This window comes from Geobacter sp. FeAm09 (genome assembly GCF_008330225.1).
Classification (GTDB): Bacteria; Desulfobacterota; Desulfuromonadia; order Geobacterales; family Pseudopelobacteraceae; genus Oryzomonas.
This window is the reverse complement of record NZ_CP042466.1, coordinates 2,142,849-2,164,540: the sequence shown is the minus strand read 5'-3', so window position 1 is coordinate 2,164,540 and position 21,692 is coordinate 2,142,849. Positions and strand designations below refer to the sequence as shown.

Genomic DNA, 21,692 nt, shown 5'->3' with positions numbered 1-21,692 from the left:
GACGTTTCATCGTGCTTTCCTGGCAACCTCCCATGGCGGCGGGGTGCCGCTCTGGGCAAGGAACGCTTCCCGCAGGGATGCAGGGAGGCAAGCGGCGAAAAAAGAAAAGCCTCGATCCCTTCCGATGTGCAGCAAGTTGCAGTGCGCATTGAAGAATTAAGGCTTAACCTATTGAAAAGTAAGGGTTGGTCGGGGAGACAGGATTCGAACCTGCGACCCCCTGTGCCCAAGACAGGTGCGCTACCAGGCTGCGCTACTCCCCGACGCGAAAAGATACTTATTACCATACGTGTGGCGATATGGCAACAGAAATTACCTTTCCCCACCATTCCCGGCGAGACGTTCACGCCACTCCCTGATGATGCCGTCATAGGTCAGGTTGAAGTCGGCCAGTGCCGCTGCAATAGCCGCTTCGGCGTTCAGGCCATTGCCCAGGCCGACAAGTATCTGCTTTACCCGGTACCAGCCATAGGTGGTCACCAGATGGTTCACCATGCTGTAGCTCTGCTGGTAGGCCAGGGCGGCATCGGCAGCGGAGAGGCCGCTGAAACTCTTTTCGAGCTTCCGGAAGTCGGTGACGGCGCCCCTGCGAACGGCATGTTCCAGTTCCGTCAAGGGACGGTCATACTGTGTCCTGCCGAAAACCTCGGCAACCCCTTCGTTGAGCCAGAGGGGGCAGTTGCCCCGCGTCAGTTCAAAGACCACCACATGGGCGTATTCATGGTATAAAACGGCACGCAAGGCGGGGTTCATCTCCTTTGCCCCGCCAAAGGGAAGCCTGATCTTGCCGTCGTAGACGCCGCCGGACCAGTCGGGCGAATCGGTGACGGTCTTGAAGTCGCCGCGTTTGTAAATGCCGATCGGGACGCGCGCCTGGGGGTAGTGGTCCAGTTCGGAGTTGACCGTGTTGGCCGCCGCTTCCAACACGTCCAGGACCGCCAGGGCAAACGCCGTGTCCACATCGGGATCGTAGGAAAGATCGAAGCGGGAGCTGTGCCCCTGGTCCATGGCCGCTTCAACGGCCGTCTCCTTGCGCGCCTTGTTGAGGACGTCGAGGATTTCCTTGCGGCCCGGCGCACGTTTCAGGGCCAGTTCCCATAGCTCCACCGCCTGCTGGCGGTTGTCGGTATCGTACAGCACCAACCCCAGGAAAAAGAGGACCTCGATGGAATCGCCCGCTTGCGAGCGGGCCTGCTCCAGTTCGGCACGTGCCGTCTCGTATCGTTTGAGGTGGTAGTTGCAGATGCCCCGCAGCAGGGCGTAGGTGGCATCGTCGGGATAGAGCTCCTGGGCCTTGAGGAAGATGGCGTCCGCCTGTTCATAACGCTTCTGGGTGAAGAGCTGATGCCCGTACGCCGCATAGGCGTTCGCCAGAGCGGCGGTGACCTTCTCGTTGAGCGGGAACAGGCGATGGCTGTTTTCCAACTGTTCCAGCTCTTTTTCACTGTACCGGGGAGCCGTTGAGGGAGAAGGTTTGTCATCCGGCTGGGGTTGCCCGTTGGCAACCGGCTCGGCGGCGTGGAGGGGAGAAAGCCACAGGCACGATGCCGTCAGGAGAAGGGCGGCCCGGTGCACCAGGGAATGCCGGCACGTTCGCGATGCCGGCATTCGGCGGCTGTGTGGGCTCCACTGCGTCATGGGCGGGAGATGAAGACGTGCACCGATGCCACGATGCCGGGGCTGTCGAGCCCCACCATGGCCCTCAGTTCGTGCTGCTCCCCCTGGGGGATGTAGTGGTCGGGGTAGCCGAGGCGCAGAACCGGAACGCCGGTCAGGCCGTGCTGCTCCAACAGCTCCAGTACGGCCGTGCCGAACCCCCCTTGCAGGGCGTTTTCCTCTAGGGTCACGATCCGGCCGTGCGTGCGGGCGAGATCCAGGATCAGCGCTTCGTCCAGCGGTTTTACGAAACGGGCATTGACGACGGTCAGCGCCGTGCCGTGCTCTTTTTCAAGCTGCCCGGCCGCCTCCAGGGCGGGATAGACCATGGTGCCCACAGCCAGCAGCACACCGTCGCCCCCCTCGCGGAGCACTTCGGCCCGGCCCACGGGGAGCGTGGCCAGGGTCTGGTCCAGGGGGACGCCAAAGCCGTTGCCCCGGGGATAGCGCACTGCGGCAGGGGTGCCCAGGGTAAGGGCGGTATGCAGCATGTGCTGGAGTTCATTCTCGTCCTTGGGCGCCATCAGGGTCATATTGGGCAGGTGCCGCAGGTAGGAGAGGTCGAAGGCGCCGTGATGGGTGGGGCCGTCGCTCCCCACCACCCCCCCCGGTCCAGGGCAAGGGTCACCGGCAGGTTCTGTAGGCAGACGTCGTGGAACACTTGGTCGTAGGCGCGCTGTAGGAAGGTGGAGTAGACCGCGAACACCGGCCGCAGGCCACAGGCCGCCAGGCCGGCGGCAAAGGTCACGCCGTGCTGTTCGGCGATACCCATGTCGAAAAAGCGTTCGGGGTGTTCCTTGGCGAAGCCGCTCAGTCCCGTGCCGTCGGGCATGGCGGCGGTGATGGCCACGATCCGCTCGTCTTCGGCGGCCAGCTTGCACAGGGTGGCGCCGAAGATGGCGGTGTAGGATGCGGCGCCGCCTTTTCCCTTGAGCACCTTGCCGGTCCCGATCTCGAACGGCCCGACGCCGTGGAAGAGCGACGGATTGTCCTCGGCGGGCTTGTAGCCTTTGCCTTTCTTGGTCAGCACGTGAATCAGGACCGGGTCATGGAACTTCTTGATCCCTTCCAGGGTTTCCAGCAGTTTTGGCAGATCGTGGCCATCGATGGGGCCGATATAGTTGAAGCCGAAGGCCTCGAACATCATGCCGGGGGTGAAAAGTCCCTTGAAGGACTCCTCCATCTTGCGGGCGACATGCAGAACCCCTTTGCCCACGTCGATCCGCTTGAGAAACGCCTCCGTATTCTTTTTGAAACGATACACGAACTCACTGGAGGCGGTGCGGCTCAGAAAGGTGGAGAGGGCACCCACATTCTCGGCGATGGACATCTCATTGTCGTTGAGGACGACGATCAGGTCCTTGGCCAGGGCGCCGGCGTTGTTCATCCCCTCGTAGGCCATGCCTCCGGTCATGGAGCCGTCGCCGATCACCGCGACCACCTTGTTCCTGCGCCCATCCAGATCCCGGGCCGCGGCATAGCCGGTGGCGGCCGAGATGGAGGTGGAGGAGTGGCCGACGCCGAAGGCGTCGTGGGGCGATTCGGCCCGCTTGGGGAAACCGGTGATGCCATTCAGGGTGCGCAGGGTGGGGAAGCGCTCCCGCCGGCCGGTGAGGATCTTGTGGGCATAGGCCTGATGACCCACATCCCAGATGATCTTGTCGGCTGGCGAATCGAATATCCGGTGCAGGGCAATGGTCAGTTCCACCACCCCCAGGCTGGGCGCCAGGTGGCCGCCGTTTTTGGCGCATGTTTCGATGATCATGGCGCGCAGTTCCACAGCCACGGCCGGGAGCTGGGATAAAGGGAGCTTTTTCAGGTCGTCGGGGGAGTTTATCGTGTCAAGGATAGCCATAAATAGATCCTTATCTGGTAAAAGAGCATTGCCACGGAGGACGCGGAGGGACACAGAGGAAAGCGGAACGGACAGAGATTGAAAAAAATGAGTTTTACAGGATGTTTAAAATTGTATTTGTGTATCCTGTTTATCCCTGCAAATGGTTTTTGTCTTTCCTCCGTGTACCTCGGTCTCCTCCGTGGTGAGCACTTCCCGTTTCAGTTTTTCCGGCTGACGATATACTGCGCGATGTTCCGCAGCGCATCGGCCTCGGGACCGAAGATCTCCAGGGCGGCCATGGCCTCGTCCATCATGGCCTTGGCCTCTGCCTTGGCCGCAGCCAGGCCCATGACCGCCGGATAGGTCGCCTTGCCGCGGGCCTCGTCGCTGCCGGCATCCTTGCCGATCTCCTCGGTGGTGCCCTCGATGTCCAGGATGTCGTCGGCAATCTGGAAAGCCAACCCGGCCGCCTCGCCGTATCGTTTGACGGCGGCCAATCTGGTCTCGTCCGCCCCCCCCAGCAACGCGCCGGCAACCACCGAGGCCTTGATCAGGGCGCCGGTCTTGTGGGTGTGGATGTACTGCACGACAGGCAGGTCGATATCCGGCTTGCCCTCACTCTCCATGTCCACCACCTGGCCGCCCACCATGCCATAGGAACCGGCGCAGGTCGCGATCTCGTTGATGACCGCCAGGCGTGCGGCGGCCGGCACGTCGCTGTTGAGACGCGGGTCGCTGGCCAGCTTGAAGGCTTCGGTCAAGAGGGCATCCCCGGCCAGGATGGCGATCGCCTCGCCGAAGACCTTGTGGTTGGTGGGGTTGCCGCGCCGGAAATCATCGTCGTCCATGGCGGGCAGGTCGTCGTGGATCAGGGAGTAGGTGTGGATCATCTCCATGGCGCAGGCCGCAGGTATGGCCCGCTCCGTATCGCCACCCACGGCCTGGCAGGCGGCCAGCATCAGGATCGGCCGTACCCGTTTGCCGCCGGCAAAGACCGAGTAGCGCATGGCCTTGTGCAGGCTGTGGGGAAGTTCTGATTCCTTGGGGAGGAAGCGGTCCAGGGCCTCGTCAACCCGTGTGCACTGTTCTTTCAGGTATGTCTTCAAATCCATGATGAGGGTCCTTTTTTTGCCACGGGGACATTCGGGTGCCGGGCTAGCCGGCCGACAGAGGTTCCGGCCATGATCTGGGGTGGGGGATATGTTGCGGCTCTGCCGGTTGTGGCCTTTTCGTCCCTGTGTCGTGTGGCAGAAATTGTGAATTAGATTTTACTCTTCCGGTTCGAACGGTTCCCGGCCAAAGGTTCCGTCCTTGCGTTTCAGCAGCACCTCGACCCGCCGCTCGGCCTCGTCCAGCTTCCGGGAGCAGAAGGCGGCGTGTTTGACCCCCTCCTCGAAAGCCTTGAGGGAATCTTCCAGAGAAATCGAGCCGCCTTCCAGGCGCTTGACGATCTCTTCCAGCTTTTTGAGTGCAGTCTCGAATTTTTCCGTTGCCATATCAAAAACCTTTTTTGCCCGTTTTCAGTGTGCCGACATTATACAGATATGCCGTCTACGGTCAAGCATTCACGATTCCCGGCTTTCCACGCGGCACAGGGCCGCGCCGCGGCGGAAGTTGAGCTTGAGCAGTTCCCCTTGTGCAAGCTGGGCGGCGTCGGTGGCCACCGTGCCGTCCTTGCAGCGCAGGGCAATGGCGTATCCCCGGGCCAGGGTGGAGAGGGGCGAGAGTACTTCCAGCCGTGCGGCCTGTTCGCCGAAAGCCAGCTTAAGAGCCTCACGTTTCGATTGCATCAGCCGTTCGCCGTCCGACTCAAGTCGTTGCAGGCGTTGCCGGCGGTCGGCAATTAGGCGCATTGGGTTGTTGAATGATAACAATTGGTCCAGGCGATGGAATTGCTCTCTGCGCCGGGCCAGCCCATGTTCCTGGCTCAAGGCGAGCCGTTCCGTCAGGTCGTCCACCCGCTGGGCCAGATGCCCCACCAGGGTTGTGGGGTCGTGGATCGCCCGCCGCAACGTATCGAGCCGCGCTTCCCGGGTCGCCAGGTACGATTCGATCCCCAGGCGCAGACGATGGGCCAGGGATTCCACCTGGCCGCGCAACTCTCCGGCGCTGGCGGACACCAGTTCGGCGGCGGCGGACGGGGTGGGGGCGCGCAGGTCGGCGGCAAAGTCGCAGATGGTCCAGTCGGTCTCATGTCCCACGGCCGAGATGATCGGGATGCGGGAGCGGCGCACGGCCCGCGCCACGATTTCCTCGTTGAACGCCCACAGGTCTTCCAGTGACCCTCCGCCGCGGCCGACGATGAGCACGTCCACCTCGGCCAGGCGGTTCATGTCGGCGATGGCCAGGGCTATTTCCCGGGCGGCGCCGTCGCCCTGGACGCGCACCGGATAGAGCAGCACCTCCAGGGAGGCGAAACGGCGCTTGAGGACGTTGAGGATGTCGTGGATGGCGGCGCCGGTGGGGGATGTCACCACGCCCACCCGTTTGGGGAATCGGGGCATGGGACGCTTGTGGGCCTCGTCGAAGAGCCCTTCCCGGGCCAGGCGCTCCTTGAGCTGTATGAAGGCCATCTGCAGGGCCCCGACGCCGGCCGGTTCCAGGTATTCGCAGACGATCTGGTATTCGCCGCGCTGGTCGTAGACGGAGATGCGCCCCCTGACGATCAGGCCCATGCCGTCGGAAAGGCGGAACTTAAGGTTCTTGGCGGCGCTTTTGAACATGACGCACCGCACCTGGGCCCCGGAATCCTTGAGGGTGAAATAGATGTGCCCGGAGGAGGGGAGGGACAGGTTGGAAACCTCGCCTTCGACCCAAACCTGGTCGAAGTTGTCCTCCAGCACGCCGCGGATGAGGGCGGTCAGCCGGCTGACCGTGAGGATGGTCTTTTCGGAAAAGATGTCCATGGAGGTATCTTAAGCGTCGTGCACCCCGGCGTCAATCCCTATCGCTGGAATGGCGGTGATCCGGCTTTTCCGCTTTACTTTCACGCCATATTTATCTATCCTTCACAATTCCATTTTAGTGTGCATAACCGAAGGATTTATGGCCATCAGCAGACTACGAAATTTTTCCATCATCGCCCACATCGATCACGGCAAGTCCACCCTGGCCGACCGTCTCCTGGAATATACCGGTGCGCTTTCCGACCGGGAAAAACAGGATCAGTTCCTGGACAAGATGGATCTGGAACGTGAACGGGGCATCACCATCAAGGCCCAGACCGTCCGGCTCAACTACCGGGCCGACGACGGCAACGATTACGTCCTCAACCTGATCGACACCCCCGGCCACGTGGACTTCACCTATGAAGTGTCCCGCTCCCTGGCCGCCTGCGAAGGCGGGCTCCTGGTGGTGGACGCCTCCCAGGGGGTCGAGGCCCAGACCCTGGCCAACGTCTATCTGGCCCTGGACAACAACCTGGAGGTCTTTCCGGTCCTCAACAAGATCGACCTGCCCGCGGCCGACCCGGAGCGGGTGATCCAGGAGATCGAGGAGATCATCGGCATCGACGCCCACGATGCCGTGCTGGCCAGCGCCAAGGAGGGGATCGGCACCCACGAGATTCTGGAAGAGATCGTCAAGAAGATCCCCGCGCCCACGGGAGACCCCGTAGCGCCGCTCAAGGCGCTCCTGTTCGATTCCTGGTACGACCAGTACCAGGGGGTCATCATTCTGGTGCGGCTCTTTGACGGTACCCTCAAAAAGGGCGACAAGATCCAGCTCATGTCCACCAACCGCTCCTATGAGGCGCTCAAGGTCGGGGTGTTTGCCCCGGTGATGCGTGAGGTGCCCGCTCTGAGTGCCGGCGAGGTCGGCTTCGTGATCGCCGGCATCAAGGATGTGGCCGACGCCAAGGTGGGCGATACGGTAACCCTGCTGAACCGGCAGTGCGAACGGCCGCTCGCCGGCTTCAAAGAGGTCAAGCCGATGGTGTTCTCCGGCCTGTACCCCATTGATACGGCTCAATACGAGCAGCTGCGCGACGCCCTGGCCAAGCTCAAGCTGAACGACTCATCCTTTTCCTACGAGCCGGAAACCTCGGTGGCCCTGGGCTTCGGTTATCGCTGCGGCTTTCTGGGGCTTTTGCACATGGAGATCATCCAGGAACGCCTGGAGCGCGAATTCGGTCTGGACCTGATCACCACCGCCCCCACGGTCGTGTACAAGGTGCATCGCGTCACCGGCGAGGTGATCACCATCGAGAGCGCCAATCAGCTCCCCGAGCCGCAGTATGTGGATTATCTGGAAGAGCCGTTCATCCTGGCCCATATCCACGTGCCCAACGAGTTCGTCGGCGGCGTGCTGGCTCTGTGCGAGGAAAAGCGCGGCGTGCAGCGGGAGATCAAGTACCTGACCCCCACCAGGGTGATGATCATCTACGAAATGCCCCTGAACGAGATCGTGCTCGATTTCTACGACAAGCTGAAGTCCATCACCAAGGGGTACGCCTCCCTGGACTACGAGCACTTGGATTACCGCCGCAGCGAACTGGTCAGGATGAACATCATGATCAACGGCGAGGTGGTGGACGCCCTGTCCCTGATCATTCACCGGGACAAGGCCTATTTCCGCGGCCGCGACCTGGTCTCCAAGATGAAGGAGCTGATCCCGCGCCAGATGTTCGAGGTGGCCATCCAGGCGGCCATCGGCAACAAGATCATTGCCCGCGAGACGGTCAAGGCCATGCGTAAGGACGTCCTTGCCAAATGTTACGGCGGGGATATCACCCGTAAGCGCAAGCTCCTGGAGAAACAGAAGGAAGGCAAAAAGCGCATGAAAAACGTCGGGAACGTGGAACTGCCCCAGGAGGCGTTTCTGGCGATTCTCAAGGTGGACGACAAATAAATTCCCATTTCCGCAAAGGAACACCCATGGAAGAACACAGCGAAACATCACCGCAGTCCCCCGCATCATCCACAGAACCAGTCCTCAACGCCTCGGAGCCGGCCGTGAGGCACAAAAGCATCATCCGCGAATATGCCGAATCGATCGCCATCGCCCTGATCCTGGCGCTGGTCATCCGCACCTACCTGGTGCAGGCCTTCAAGATCCCGTCCGGGTCCATGGAGGATACCCTGGCCATCGGCGACCACCTGCTCGTCAACAAATTCATCTACGGCACCAAGCTTCCCTTCAGCGACAAGCGGTTGCTCACGCTCCGCGACCCGCAGCGGGGCGACGTGATCGTCTTCGAATACCCCGAGGACCCCAGCAAGGATTTCATCAAGCGGGTGGTCGGCACGCCGGGTGATGTGGTTGAGGGCAAGGACAAAAAGGTTTTCGTCAACGGCAAACCCTACGAGAATCCCCACGAAGTGCACAAGGAGAAGGACATCATCCCCAAGGAGATGAACCCCCGGGATACCTTCGGCCCGGTCACGGTGCCGCCCAACTCGTACTTCATGATGGGGGACAACCGCGACCGCTCCTATGACAGCCGCTTCTGGGGCTTTGTGAGCCGGGACAAGATCAAGGGGCTGGCCTTCATCAAGTACTGGTCGTGGGACAAGGACAAATTCAGGCCCCGTTTCGGCAGCATCGGGAAACTGATAAACTGAGGAGGTTGTTGAAAAACAGCCATCTCGCCGCCATCCTCGAAAGCCCTTTCGTGCGGCGTAGCGCTGCTACGCCTCCTCAGGGCTTTCTCCGGGTGCGACGATCTGACTATTTTTGAACAACCTTAGTTATTCGACAGATTCTGTTAGAACATTGATTTCAATTGGAGGATAGCACTATGGATATATTGGGAAGCTGGAAGCGGACACACTACTGCGGCGATTTGCGCGCCGCCGATATCGGCTCCGAGGTGATTCTGATGGGGTGGGCCCTGCGCCGCCGGGACCATGGGGGGTTGATCTTCATCGACCTGCGTGACCGGGAGGGGATCGCCCAGGTCGTCTTTGACCCCGAGGTGTCTGCTTCGGCCCACGGCGTGGCGGAATCGGTGCGCAGTGAGTTTGTTCTGGCGATAAAGGGCACGGTCATCCCGCGGCCGGAAGGCACGGTCAACCCCAACATGAAGACCGGCGAGGTGGAGATCCGGGTCAGCGAATGCAAGCTGCTCAACCGCTCCAAGCCGCTCCCCTTCATGCTGGACGAGTTCAGCGACGTGAACGAGAATATCCGTCTCAAGCACCGCTACCTGGACCTGCGCCGGCCCCAGCTCCAGAATAACCTGATCCTGCGTTCGAAGGTTGCGCAGCTAACCCGTTCATATTTGACGGAAAATGGTTTTATCGAGCTGGAGACGCCGTTCCTGACCAAGTCGACCCCGGAGGGTGCCCGCGATTTCCTGGTGCCGTCCCGCATCAATCAGGGCTCGTTCTACGCCTTGCCCCAATCGCCCCAGATCTTCAAGCAGATCCTGATGATCTCCGGTTTCGACCGCTATTTCCAGGTGGTGCGCTGCTTCCGCGACGAGGACCTGCGCGCCGACCGCCAACCCGAGTTCACCCAGATCGACTGCGAGATGTCCTTCATCGATCGCGAGGACATCATCACGGTCATGGAAGGGCTGATCGCCCGCATCTTCAGGGAGGCCAGGGGGGTCGATGTCCAACTGCCGGTGGAGCGGATCACCTATGCCGAGTCCATCCGCCGTTTCGGCGTGGATAACCCGGACATGCGCTTCGGCATGGAGCTGTGCGACCTGACCGATCTGGTCAAAGGCTCCGGTTTCAAGGTCTTTGCCGATGTGGCGGCCAAGGGGGGGATCATCAAGGGGATCAACGCCAAGGGGTGCGCCGGTTTCTCCCGCAAGGAGATCGACGACCTGACCGAGTTCGTCAAGATCTACGGCGCCAAGGGCTTGGCCTACGTCAAGTTCGAGGGAGGGGAATGGCACTCTCCCATCGCCAAGTTCTTCACGCCGGAAGAGATCGCCGCCATGAACACCGTTTTCGGCGCAGAGGAGGGGGACTTGTTGTTCTTCGTGGCCGACAAGCCCAAGGTGGTTCACGACTCCCTCGGCAAGCTGCGCAATCATTTGGCCGGCATCCTCAAGCTCACCAGCAGGGACGACTACCGTTTCGTCTGGATAACCGACTTTCCGCTCCTGGAGTGGGATGAGGACGAGAAGCGCTGGGCCGCGGTGCATCACCCCTTCACCGCGCCCATGGACGAGGACCTGGAGTATGTGGAATCGGACCCGGGCCGTTGCCGCGCCAAGGCCTACGACCTGGTGCTGAACGGCAACGAGATCGGCGGCGGTTCCATCAGGATTCATCAGGAAGAGGTCCAGTCGCTCATGTTCAAGATGCTCGGCCATTCCGAGGAGGACAAGCGTGCCAAATTCGGCTTCCTGCTGGATGCCCTCGACTACGGCACGCCGCCCCACGGCGGTATTGCCTTCGGCATGGACCGCCTGATCATGCTTTTGACCGGCAGCGACTCCATCCGCGACGTCATCGCGTTCCCCAAGACCCAGAAGGGAACCTGCCTGATGTCGGAAGCCCCTTCGACGGTGGATACCAAGCAACTCCGCGAGCTTGGGATCAAGTTGGCGGAAAAGCAGGCATAGCGAACCGTAATGGTGCGCTGGCTCGCCGCCATACCGCTTCTCACCTGTTGCTTTCTTGTCGCCGCATGTGCCACACAGGCGCCGCCGCCGTCCTGGCGCCTGCAGGCCATGGCCCTGGTGGACGAATTGTCCCTTCGGGACGGCCCGCGCAAGTTTCCGGTGGAGTATCGCAACATCGTCGAAACCTTCGAACATGGCGAGGCGGTGCTCCAGGTGCAGAAAAACGACAAGGAGGCGGATGCCTATTATCTTCTCGCCCTGCAAAAGGGTGATCTGCTGAAAGTCGAATTGCAGCGGCTGCAGAAGCTGGCAGAAGAAGAGGCGAGGCGTCAGGCGGCAGAGCAGGCGGCCCGCGCCGAAGAAGAACGGCTTCTGCGGGAAGCCGCCCAGGCGGAGGCCCGCCTGCAGGAACAGAATCGCTTGAAGGCCGCCGCCGAGGCTGCGGCGGCCAAGGCAAAAGCAGCCTCATCAAAGGAATCGCCCGCCCCGCTCCCCGCTACCTATACGGTTCGGCGTGGCGAGACCCTTCCCCAGATAGCCGGAAGAGCTGAAATCTACAATGATGTTTCACTCTGGCCCCTCATTTACCGTGCCAATCGTGACCAGATCCGCGATCCCAAGCGGCTCTGGCCGGGGCAGGTGCTCACCATTCCGCGCCACTTCTCCCATGACGATGCCGTCGAGGCCCGCCGATATTCCGGCAAAAAATAGAACAACATTATTCCGTAGCTTTTTTATTCGCAAAGCAGTCGAAACAACAGGTAGTTTTTTCTTGACAGTCAAATGCCTTTTGTATACTGTATACAAAATCACTGATCCATGTTAAATGTTGTGATAACAATGGGTTATGGGTTGTTGACTTGTTTTTGGATACGATTGCAGTAAGCTGTTGGTTGTCGCCCAGGAGAAAAAACGGTACCTGGCCCGCACCGTATGCGAATGTTTCCGGTAACGATAAAAAACTAAGGAGAGGAACACGCAATGTCGACACAAAAAATTATTTGGTCAAAAATTGATGAAGCACCCGCACTGGCAACATATTCTTTGCTCCCCATCGTCAATGCTTTCACCAAGGCGGCCGGCGTTGTCGTTGAAACAAGGGACATCTCTGTTGCAGGAAGAATAATCGCCAATTTTCCGGAAAACCTGACGGAGAGCCAGCGGATGCCCGATTATTTGGCGGAGTTGGGCGAACTTACCCAGAAGCCGGAAGCCAATATCATCAAACTGCCCAATGTCAGTGCCTCAATCCCGCAATTGAAGGCCGCGATCAAAGAACTTCAGGAAAAAGGGTACAACATCCCTGATTACCCCGAGGAACCCAAAACCGATGCTGAAAAAGCGCTGCACGCTCGATATGCCAAATGTCTGGGAAGTGCCGTAAACCCCGTATTGAGAGAAGGCAACTCCGACAGGAGATCGGCACGCGCGGTTAAGGAATATGCCAAGAAACATCCGCATAAGATGGGTGCCTGGAGTGCGGACTCAAAGACGCATGTTGCGCATATGGGGGCCGGCGATTTTTATCACAGCGAAAAATCCGTTACCATGAAAAAAGCCGGCAATGTGAAGATCGAGTTCGTGGACCAGGGCGGCAAGGTCACGGTCCTGAAAGAGAAACTGCCGCTTCAGGCGGGCGAGGTGCTCGATGGCGCGTTCATGAGCGCCCGCGCCCTGCGCAAATTCATCGAGGAGCAGATAGAAGACGCCAAGGCAAAGGGGGTGCTGTTCTCCGTGCACCTCAAGGCCACCATGATGAAGGTTTCCGACCCCATCATGTTCGGCCATTTCGTTTCCGTCTATTTTAAGGATGTCTTCGAGAAGCACGCAGCCACCTTTAAAGAGCTCGGGGTCATTCCGGATCTCGGCATGGGTGATCTGTATTTGAAGATTCAGAAGCTGCCGGAAGCCAAACGGGCCGAGATAGAAGCGGACATCCAGGATGTTTACAAGAAGCGGCCTCCCCTGGCGATGGTGGATTCGGATAAGGGCATCACCAACCTGCATGCCAGCAACGACATCATCATCGATGCCTCCATGCCGGTCGTTATCCGCGACTCCGGTGGGATGTGGGGTCCGGACGGAAAATTGCACGATGTTAAATGCGTGATCCCGGATACCTCCTATTCCGAGTGGTATCAGGAGTGCATAGATTTCTGCAAGAAAAACGGCCAATTCGATCCGACAACCATGGGTGGTGTCTCCAATGTGGGGCTCATGGCGCAAAAGGCCGAGGAGTACGGCTCTCACGACAAGACCTTCAAGATTCCGGCAAACGGCACGGTGCGTGTTGTCGATGAATCCGGCGAAGTGTTGTTGCAGCATACTGTGGAAGAAGGTGATATCTGGCGCGGATGCCAGGCAAAGGATCTGCCGATCCAGGATTGGGTCAAACTGGCGGTAAGAAGAGCGCGGGCAACCGGGGCACCGGCTGTGTTCTGGCTGGACAAAAACAGGGCGCATGATGCCCAGATGATCGAAAAAGTTACCAAATACCTGAAAGACCACGATACCAGCGGTCTCGAAATTCACATCATGTCTCCTGTGGAAGCGATGCGCTTCACGCTGCCCAGGGCAAAAGCCGGTCTGGATACCATTACCGTTACCGGAAATGCCCTGAGGGATTACCTGACCGACCTGTTCCCGATCCTTGAGCTGGGTACAAGCGCAAAAATGCTCTCGATCGTCCCGCTTTTGGCTGGCGGCGGCCTCTTCGAGACGGGGGCCGGCGGATCGGCGCCCAAGCATGTCCAGCAGTTTGTGCAGGAAGGGTACTTGCGCTGGGATTCACTTGGTGAATTCCTGGCGCTGGCGGTATCCCTGGAACACTTGGCCAGTTCCTTCAAGAACGAGAAAGCCCAACTCCTGGCCGATACGCTCGATGAGGCAAATACCAAGTTCCTTGACAACAACAAAAACCCGGCCCGCAAGGTCGGCCAGATCGACAACAGAGGCAGCCATTTCTACCTGGCAATGTACTGGGCCGAAGCTTTGGCAGCACAGACAAAAGATAAGGATCTCGCGGCCCGTTTTGCAAAAGTGGCGCAGCAGCTTAAGGATAACGAGGCAAAAATCAACGAGGAGTTGATCGGCGCCCAGGGAAAACCCCAGGACATCGGCGGCTATTACCTGCCGGATCCGGTAAAGACGGAAAAAGCCATGCGTCCCAGCCCAACCCTCAATGCAATAGTGGATGCTATCGCCTGATAAAGCTTAAGAAGCAGAACAAAAATATTCGAGGAGGAAAACAGTATGGCACGGAAAAAGATTGCTCTTATTGGTGGCGGACAGATTGGTGGCGTTCTTGCTCAACTGGCGGCTCTGCGTGAGCTGGGCGACGTGGTCCTGTTCGATATCGTGGAGGGGCTGCCCCAGGGCAAGTGCCTCGATATCGCCGAGGCTTCTCCGGTTGACGGTTTCGATGTGGAGCTGAAAGGCACCAACGACTACAAGGATATCGCCGGATCAGATGTGGTCATCGTCACCGCGGGCCTCCCCCGCAAGCCGGGCATGAGCCGTGACGACCTGATCGAGGTCAACTCCAAGATCATCGCCAGCGTTGGCGAGGGGATCAAGCAGTACGCCCCCAACTCTTTCGTGATCGTCATCTCCAACCCGCTGGACGCCATGGTGACCCTGCTGCAGCGCATCACCGGCTTCCCCTACAACCGCGTCATCGGCCAGGCCGGCGTGCTCGACTCCGCCCGTTTCGAAGCCTTCATCGCCTGGGAGCTGGGCGTATCCGTGAAGGACGTCACCGCCATGACCCTGGGTGGCCACGGCGACGACATGGTGCCGCTGGTCCGGTACGCCAGCGTCAAGGGCATCCCGGTCCTGGAACTCCTGGAGCGCAAATACAAGGACAAAGCCAAGGCCAAGGAAGTCATGGAAGCCATGGTGAAGCGCACCCGCGGCGCCGGCGGCGAAGTCGTGGCCCTGCTCAAGACCGGTTCCGCTTTCTACTCCCCCGCCTCCTCGGCCATCGCCATGGCCGAATCGATCCTCAAGGACCAGAAGCGCGTGCTGCCCACCTGCTGCTTCCTGCAGGGCGAATACGGCGTCAACGGCTACTACGTCGGCGTACCGGCGGTCCTCGGTTCCAACGGGGTGGAGAATATCCTGGAGTTCGCCCTTGATGCCGAGGAGCAGGCAATGATGGACAAGTCTGTCGCTGCGGTCAAAGGCCTGGTCGATAGCCTTAAATAGTCCCCGGAAACGAGTCAGGCTCTTGTTTGGAAACGCAAAAGAAGGGCTTTCGCCCTTCTTTTGCCACATTTGGCCTGATATTTCACACTATTTACTACGGAATAAAGGAGTCTTTCCAGATGGAAAAAACACTGCCAAAGATCGAGATTATCGAAAAGTACTGCAAGGGGTGCCACATCTGTGTGGAATTCTGCCCCACCAAGGTTCTTGAGATGAAGGGCTTTGTCGCCTCCGTCAAGAACCTTGAGGCCTGCATCAAGTGCATGCAGTGCGAACTGAGGTGCCCCGATTTCGCAATAAAGGTGATAACCGACTAATTTTACGGGAGGAATGAACAGTGGCAAAAAAAGTAGCGTTTCTTCAGGGTAACGAGGCCGCAGCCCATGGCGCCATCTACGCCGGCTGCAACTTTTTCGCCGGATACCCGATCACACCCTCGACAGAGGTCGCGGAAGTCTGTTCCGTCGAACTGCCCAAGCTGGGCGGCAAGTTCATCCAGATGGAGGACGAGATCGGCGCCATGGCTGCCATTCTTGGCGCCTCCCTGGCCGGCTCCAAGGTTCTGACCTCCACCTCCGGCCCCGGCCTTTCCCTCAAGCAGGAACTGATCGGTTACGGATGTATAGCCGAGATCCCCTGCGTCATCTACAACGTCATGCGCGGCGGCCCTTCCACCGGTATGCCCACCGGACCGAGCCAGTCGGACGTGATGGCCGCCAAGTGGGGCACCCACGGCGATCATCCGGCCATCTGCCTGGTGCCGGCTTCGGTGCAGGAGACCTACGAAGAGATCATCCGCGCCTTCAATCTCTCCGAAAAGTATCGCACCCCGGTCATGGTCATGCCGGACGAGATCGTGGCCCACATGCGCGAGCGCATCGTCTTCCCCGAGCCGGGCGAGATCGAGGTTGTGCCCCGCAAGACCCCGACCGTGCCGCCCGAGCAGTACAAACCTTATGACGTAAGCTTCGGCGACGTGCCGCCCCTGGCCGCATACGGCACCGGCTACAAGTTCCATGTCACCGGCCTCAACAAGATGCAGGACGGCTTCCCCACCACCAAGGCCGAGATCGTCCAGGCCGAAGAGGAGCGCCAGGTCCGTAAGGTCAACGCCAACGTGGACGATATCGTCACCTTCGAGGAATACCTGCTGGATGACGCCGAGGTTGCGGTCATCGCCTACGGCTCCACCTCCCGTTCCGCCCGCTACGCCGTGAATAGCGCCCGCGAACAGGGCATCAAGGCCGGCATGTTCCGCATCAAGACCTTCTGGCCGTTTCCGGAGAAGCAGCTCAAGGCCCTGGCCGGCAAGGTCAAGGGTTTCGTAACCCCGGAGATGAACCTGGGCATGTGCACCGGCGAAGTCGAGCGGTGCACCCAGGGGAAGATCCCGGTCCTCGGCATCTTCCGCGTTGACGGTGAGCCGATCAATCCCGATCAGATTGTCGCGAAGATCAAGGAGGTTAAATAACCATGGCTTTTGATTACGAAAAGTATATTCGCCCCGGCAAACTGCCCCATATCTGGTGCCCCGGCTGCGGCCACGGCATCGTCATGAAGGGGCTCATCCGGGCGATTGATGCGCTGAAGATGGATACCAAGAACACCGCCATCGTTTCCGGCATCGGCTGTGCTTCCCGTCTGCCCGGCTATATGGACTGCTGCACCCTGCATACCGCCCACGGCCGCGCCGCGGCTTTCGCCACCGGCGTCAAGCTGGCCAAACCCGAGATGAACGTGATCCTGGTGGGCGGCGACGGCGACGGCACCGCCATCGGCGGCAACCACTTCATCCATGCCTGCCGTCGTAACATCGACATGACCTATATCATCCTCAACAACAAGATCTACGGCATGACCGGCGGCCAGTTCTCTCCCGCCACGCCGACCGGCGCCAAGGCCTCCACGACCCCCTACGGCAACCCCGATCCTCCCTTCGACATCGCCAAGCTGGCCATCGGCGCCGGCGCCACCTTCGTGGCCCGCGGCACCGCCTACCACGCTACGCAGATCGACAAACTGATCGCCGAGGCCATCCAGCACAAGGGCTTCTCCGTGGTGGAGATCCTGGACGACTGCCCGACCACCTACGGTCGGCGCAACAAGTTCAAATCGGTCATCGAGATGATGAACCACCTCAAGGAGATCTCGGTTCCGGTCAAGGCCGCCGAAAAGATGACCGCCGAGCAGTTGCAGGGCAAGGTCCTTACCGGTGTCCTCTACAAGGAAGAAAAGCCGGAATACACCGCCGAGTATGCCAAGGTGATCGAGCGCGCCCAGGCCAAGTAATCATTCATTACAGGAAAAGGAGCGATAGAGAATGTCCAGATATGAACTCAGGTTTTCCGGCGCAGGCGGACAGGGTCTGATCACCGCCGGGATCATTATGGCAAAGGCCGCCTCCATCTACGAAGGGAAGCAGGCCGTCCAGTCCCAGAGCTACGGCCCCGAGGCCCGCGGCGGCGCATCCAAGTCGGAGGTCATCATCTCCGACGGTCCGATCGACTACCCCAAGGTTACCGAGTGCGACGCGCTCCTGGCCATGACCCAGGAAGCTTGCAACAAGTACTCCCATGACCTCAAGGAAGGTGGCGTCCTGCTGGTCGACTCCGACCTGGTCACGACGCTGCCCCAGGGCAATTTCAAGACCGTGGCCTTTCCGATCATCAACACCGCCAAGAATGAGGTGGGGCGCGAGATCGTCGCCAACATCGTGGCCCTGGGCGCCATGGTCGCCCTGACCGGCCAGGTCAGCCGGGAGAACGCGGAGAAGGCCGTACTCTCCAGCGTTCCCGAGGCGTTCCTGGAACTGAACAAGAAGGCCTTCAGCATGGGCTACGAAAAGGCCCTGGCCGCCAGCTAAATCCGGTACGGCCCTCACGACAAAAAAGGGTGGCCTCTCATATTTCGGGAGGCCACCCTTTTTTTATATGAAAAACAGCACGGTACGGCGTATTCCCGACAAACCTGCCACCAATTTCCATCAAAAACAGCGGCGTTTATCTATGCATGCCGGTTCTGGGCACTCTCACCGAGAATTGCTTGGCGCAAGTTCGCGATGTCCCGCAGTGGCGGTGCCCCAAACAGACGGTTGTATTCTCGGCTGAACTGGGAAGGGCTCTCGTACCCCACCTGAAATGCAGCGGTTGCGGCATCCATTCGTTCTGCCAGCATTAAACGCCGGGCTTCCTGGAGACGCAACTGCTTCTGGAACTGCAAGGGACTGAGGGCGGTCATCGAGCGGAAGTGATGATGAAACGTTGCGCTGCTCATGCTGGCCTGCTCGGCCAGGTCATCGATACGCAGCGGCTGGGTGAAGTGGTTCTTCAGCCAATCGACCGCCCGCGCGATCTGGTGGCTCTGGCTCCCCACCGATGCTATCTGGCGCAGATGCGCGCCCTGGTCCCCCACAAGCAATCGATAGGTGATTTCCCGCTGGATAACCCGCGCAAGGATCGGTATATCCTTCTCTTCCGCAAGCAGATCGATCAACCGCTGAAAGGCGTTGACCAACGGCAACGTCATTTCGCCGAGCAGCATGCCACGGCCCGATTGCTGCGCACGTGGCGGGGGGAGATGGCTATCAACCATCAGTTGCGAGATCTCGCGCAGATCAAGCTTCAATACCAGTCCCCGGCAAGGCCGCTCCTCACTCGCTTCGACAATGTGTACCATGGTGGGCAGATGTATGGACGTAACCAGATAGTGGTGGGCGTCATATACATAGGCGTCATCGCCGAACAACACGCGCTTGGCACCTTGGGCAACCAGGCAAATGCTCGGCTCGTACAGCGCGTTCTGCGGCGGGGTCGGTTTATCGTGCCGGTAAAGCATCAGGCCCGGGATTGCCGTTTCAAGCAGGGTGTTTTGGTCGGTCCATCGGGCAATGCCCTCTGCCAGGCCTTCGAGCGCCGCTTCTATGCTCCCGTTCATGAATGTCGCCTCCACTCGTTTGTTTCTTTGATGGTTATTCAACAATAATCCTGAGGAAATTCTAGCAATTCCCCACCGGCATTACAAATGTTTCTATGGCGTTTTTCAGGATTAGGCAATAAATCGAGAGGAATGGTCTACAGCATTCGCCCGTCCGGGAGTAGTATCCGGACCAGGGCGAACCATACGGAAAAGATGGTTGCCAAGAACATACCTCCAAGGAGATTACTATGAAATTCGAATTCCAGAATCCAACCCGTCTGATCTTTGCCGCCGGTGCACTCTCTCGTCTGGGTGAGGTGGCAAGCGCACACGGTAAACGCGCCCTGCTGGTAACCGGCGGCGGCAGCGTCAAGCGCAGCGGCGTCTTTGACCGCGCCGTTTCCAGCCTGGAGCTTGCCGGTGTCTCGGTGGTTGAGTGCTCCGGTATCGAGCCCAACCCCAGGATCTCGTCGGTCGTCCGTGGCGCCGGGCTCGCCAGAAGCGAAAAGTGCGATGTGGTCATCGCCCTTGGGGGCGGCAGCACCATGGACGCCTCCAAGGTGATTGCGGCGGCTGCCCTCTATGAAGGTGACCCGTGGGACATGTTCCTCCATGGACAGGAAAAAGTGCATGTACCGGCCTCGGCCCTCCCGGTTATTACCGTGCCGACGCTGGCTGCCACCGGATCGGAGATGAACTGCGGAGCGGTCATCAGCAACGAAACGACAAAGGTGAAATCGTTCATACAGGCCGTCTGCCTCTACCCCCGGGTCGCCCTGGTGGACCCGGAGTTGACCCTGACGGTTCCGGCGGACCATACCGCCTACGGCGTCTGCGACATTATCACCCATGTGACCGAAGGGTACTTCAACGGCGTGGAGGGAACGCCCCTGCAGGACCGCTTTGCCGAAGGGGTCATTCTCACGGCTATGGAGTGGGGTAAAAAGGCGGTGGCCGACGGGAGCGACCTGGAGGCTCGCGCCCAGTTGCAATGGGCGTCGATCGTGGCCCTCAACGGCTGGGTACAAATCGGCACCAATGCGGCCTTTCCGGTGCACATGATCGAACACACGCTGTCCGCTCTCCACGATATCGCCCACGGGGCGGGGCTGGCCGTGGTCAACCCCGCCTGGATGCGTTGTGCCGCCAAGGCCCGTCCGGCACGCTTCGCCCAGTTTGCCCAGCGCATCTTCGGGGTGCCGGCCAGGCCGGGGGACGAGTTCGGCTGCGCCATCGAAGGCATTGAGCGCTTCGAGGCATTCCTCGCTTCCATCGGTTGCCCGTTGCGGCTGTCGCAGGTGGGTATCGGCGATTCGTTGCTCCCGCAGTATGCCCGGGATACCCTTGCCATCGTACACGACGACCAGGGACGGCTCCCCGGTTGCCCCCCCATGGAAGAAGCGGAGATTACCGGACTTCTGCGTTCGGTGCTGTAACGACTTCGAGATTCCGCCAGACAGCGATGGCACGGTGTAACCACAAAAACAGCCCCCCGGAAACCGGGAGGCTGTTTTTGTGGTTCATACGAAGGGGACATGGTCCCCGGTCTGTCCTGGTGCTGGCCTACCGTATCCCCGCCATGATCCCCGCGCCGTTGGGCAGGTCGATCTCCAGGCGCCGCGTCTCCCTGAGGCCTGCGGCCTTCATCATCTCCTGCAGTTCCCCCTGGGCGTAGGACTGTCCCTCAGGCGTCCCCACCAGCATGTTGAGCGAGAACAGGGCAGGGTGGAGCGGGGCGGCCCGGCTGTCGTCAAGGATGAACTCCTGGATCAGCAACAGGCCACCGTCATTCAGGGCGGCCGCAGCCTTGGCCACGATCGCCGCGCTGGCTGCCGGCCCTTCGCTGTGCAGCAGGTGGGAGACCCAGACCACGTCATAGCCGGTGCCGATGGCGTCGCTTACGATATCCCCCGCGCTGAAGGTGATGCGGCCGGAAAGACCGAAACGGTCTACGGTCTGCTCGGCAAAGGGGCGGGTGGTGGGGAGGTCGTAGATGACCGCGGTCAGGTCGGGATTCTGCTTGCAGAAATGGATGGCGTAGGTGCCCGGCCCGCCCGCCAGGTCGAGCAGCCTGCGGCGGCCGCCCAGGTCGATCTGCGCCGCTACCTTGGGGGCCAGCAGGGAGGCGAGGTTGAACATGCCCAGCAAAAAGCTTTCCCGCTCTGCGGCTCCCGCCTCGTGGGACGAACGCCTGCGGACCGGGGCACCGCTTTTTACCGCCTCGTCCAGGCGGCTCCACCCTTCCATCAGGTGGTGATGATGCATGATGATGTGCCCCATGTAGGCGTCGGATGTTGCGGAGAGATAGCGGGCGCTGAAGGGAGTGGCGCAAAACGTGTCCGCTTCCTTGGCGAGCAGGTCCATGGCGGTCAGCGCATTCAGCAGCATTGCCAGGCCGCGTTCGTCGGCGGTAATGAGCCCCGCCAGTTGGGATACGGTCAGAGGCCGGTCGGCCAGGGGGGTGAAGACAGCGAGCTTGACACCGGCGTGCAGCGTGCAGGTGCTCCAGTAGCTTCCCGAGAGTTGCAGCAGTTCCGGCAGGTCCATGCGATGCTC

17 protein-coding genes, 1 tRNA gene and 1 pseudogene are annotated in these 21,692 nt (G+C 60.1%); 11 read left to right on the top strand and 8 right to left on the bottom strand.

Annotated features, from left to right (window positions below; all coding sequences use genetic code 11):
• Window positions 1-186: 186 nt before the first annotated feature.
• The 6 genes and pseudogenes from FO488_RS10200 to xseA all read right to left on the bottom strand — a co-directional run bounded on the left by FO488_RS10200 (window position 187) and on the right by xseA (window position 6,399).
• A tRNA-Pro gene (locus FO488_RS10200) sits at window positions 187-263 on the bottom strand.
• Window positions 264-312: 49 nt separating this feature from the next.
• Window positions 313-1,608: a peptidase MA family metallohydrolase gene (locus FO488_RS10195; RefSeq protein WP_168205967.1), complete on the bottom strand. Its 1,296-nt coding sequence runs from the start codon at window positions 1,606-1,608 to the stop codon at window positions 313-315.
• Window positions 1,609-1,634: 26 nt separating this feature from the next.
• A pseudogene (dxs, locus tag FO488_RS10190) lies at window positions 1,635-3,511 on the bottom strand (1-deoxy-D-xylulose-5-phosphate synthase).
• A gap of 200 nt (window positions 3,512-3,711) precedes the next feature.
• Window positions 3,712-4,605, bottom strand: coding sequence for a polyprenyl synthetase family protein (locus FO488_RS10185; protein WP_149210470.1), 894 nt, complete (start codon window positions 4,603-4,605; stop codon window positions 3,712-3,714).
• Window positions 4,606-4,761: 156 nt separating this feature from the next.
• Window positions 4,762-4,989, bottom strand: coding sequence for an exodeoxyribonuclease VII small subunit (locus FO488_RS10180; protein WP_149210469.1), 228 nt, complete (start codon window positions 4,987-4,989; stop codon window positions 4,762-4,764).
• A 69-nt stretch (window positions 4,990-5,058) separates the two neighbouring features.
• Window positions 5,059-6,399, bottom strand: a complete 1,341-nt coding sequence (gene xseA / locus FO488_RS10175) for an exodeoxyribonuclease VII large subunit (protein ID WP_149210468.1) — start codon at window positions 6,397-6,399, stop codon at window positions 5,059-5,061.
• Window positions 6,400-6,538: 139 nt separating this feature from the next.
• Here xseA and lepA point away from each other — a divergent pair, with 139 nt between their 5' ends.
• The 10 genes from lepA (at window position 6,539) to FO488_RS10125 (ending at window position 18,084) form a co-directional block, all read left to right on the top strand.
• Window positions 6,539-8,341, top strand: a complete 1,803-nt coding sequence (gene lepA / locus FO488_RS10170) for a translation elongation factor 4 (protein ID WP_149210467.1) — start codon at window positions 6,539-6,541, stop codon at window positions 8,339-8,341.
• 26 nt (window positions 8,342-8,367) lie between these two features.
• Window positions 8,368-9,054, top strand: a complete 687-nt coding sequence (lepB, locus tag FO488_RS10165; protein WP_149210466.1) for a signal peptidase I — start codon at window positions 8,368-8,370, stop codon at window positions 9,052-9,054.
• A 176-nt stretch (window positions 9,055-9,230) separates the two neighbouring features.
• Window positions 9,231-11,015, top strand: a complete 1,785-nt coding sequence (gene aspS, locus FO488_RS10160) for an aspartate--tRNA ligase (protein ID WP_149210465.1) — start codon at window positions 9,231-9,233, stop codon at window positions 11,013-11,015.
• A gap of 9 nt (window positions 11,016-11,024) precedes the next feature.
• On the top strand, window positions 11,025-11,726 hold the full coding sequence (locus FO488_RS10155) for a LysM peptidoglycan-binding domain-containing protein (RefSeq protein ID WP_149210464.1): 702 nt from the start codon (window positions 11,025-11,027) through the stop codon (window positions 11,724-11,726).
• 270 nt (window positions 11,727-11,996) lie between these two features.
• The gene (locus FO488_RS10150; protein WP_149210463.1) at window positions 11,997-14,222 is read left to right on the top strand and encodes an NADP-dependent isocitrate dehydrogenase; all 2,226 of its coding nucleotides are present in this window, start codon (window positions 11,997-11,999) and stop codon (window positions 14,220-14,222) included.
• A 45-nt stretch (window positions 14,223-14,267) separates the two neighbouring features.
• Entirely contained in the window at window positions 14,268-15,221 is a 954-nt protein-coding gene (gene mdh, locus FO488_RS10145) for a malate dehydrogenase (protein WP_149210462.1), read from the top strand.
• A 119-nt stretch (window positions 15,222-15,340) separates the two neighbouring features.
• Window positions 15,341-15,538, top strand: coding sequence for a 4Fe-4S binding protein (locus FO488_RS10140; protein WP_149210461.1), 198 nt, complete (start codon window positions 15,341-15,343; stop codon window positions 15,536-15,538).
• A 20-nt stretch (window positions 15,539-15,558) separates the two neighbouring features.
• Window positions 15,559-16,692, top strand: a complete 1,134-nt coding sequence (locus FO488_RS10135) for a 2-oxoacid:acceptor oxidoreductase subunit alpha (RefSeq protein WP_149210460.1) — start codon at window positions 15,559-15,561, stop codon at window positions 16,690-16,692.
• A 2-nt stretch (window positions 16,693-16,694) separates the two neighbouring features.
• The gene (locus FO488_RS10130; protein ID WP_149210459.1) at window positions 16,695-17,510 is read left to right on the top strand and encodes a 2-oxoacid:ferredoxin oxidoreductase subunit beta; all 816 of its coding nucleotides are present in this window, start codon (window positions 16,695-16,697) and stop codon (window positions 17,508-17,510) included.
• A 31-nt stretch (window positions 17,511-17,541) separates the two neighbouring features.
• Window positions 17,542-18,084, top strand: a complete 543-nt coding sequence (locus FO488_RS10125; RefSeq protein WP_149210458.1) for a 2-oxoacid:acceptor oxidoreductase family protein — start codon at window positions 17,542-17,544, stop codon at window positions 18,082-18,084.
• Window positions 18,085-18,224: 140 nt separating this feature from the next.
• Here the strand turns inward: FO488_RS10125 and FO488_RS10120 are convergent, their stop codons facing one another.
• Window positions 18,225-19,154, bottom strand: coding sequence for an AraC family transcriptional regulator (locus tag FO488_RS10120; protein WP_149210457.1), 930 nt, complete (start codon window positions 19,152-19,154; stop codon window positions 18,225-18,227).
• A 230-nt stretch (window positions 19,155-19,384) separates the two neighbouring features.
• On the opposite strand from FO488_RS10120, the gene FO488_RS10115 reads away from it, so the two are divergent.
• Complete coding sequence (locus tag FO488_RS10115; RefSeq protein ID WP_149210456.1) at window positions 19,385-20,572, top strand: iron-containing alcohol dehydrogenase; 1,188 nt, start codon at window positions 19,385-19,387, stop codon at window positions 20,570-20,572.
• A 127-nt stretch (window positions 20,573-20,699) separates the two neighbouring features.
• On the opposite strand, the gene FO488_RS10110 is transcribed toward FO488_RS10115, so the two are convergent.
• Window positions 20,700-21,683 (bottom strand): methyltransferase, encoded by a 984-nt coding sequence (locus FO488_RS10110; protein ID WP_149210455.1) that lies wholly within the window; start codon window positions 21,681-21,683, stop codon window positions 20,700-20,702.
• Between the last annotated feature and the right edge of the window lie 9 nt (window positions 21,684-21,692).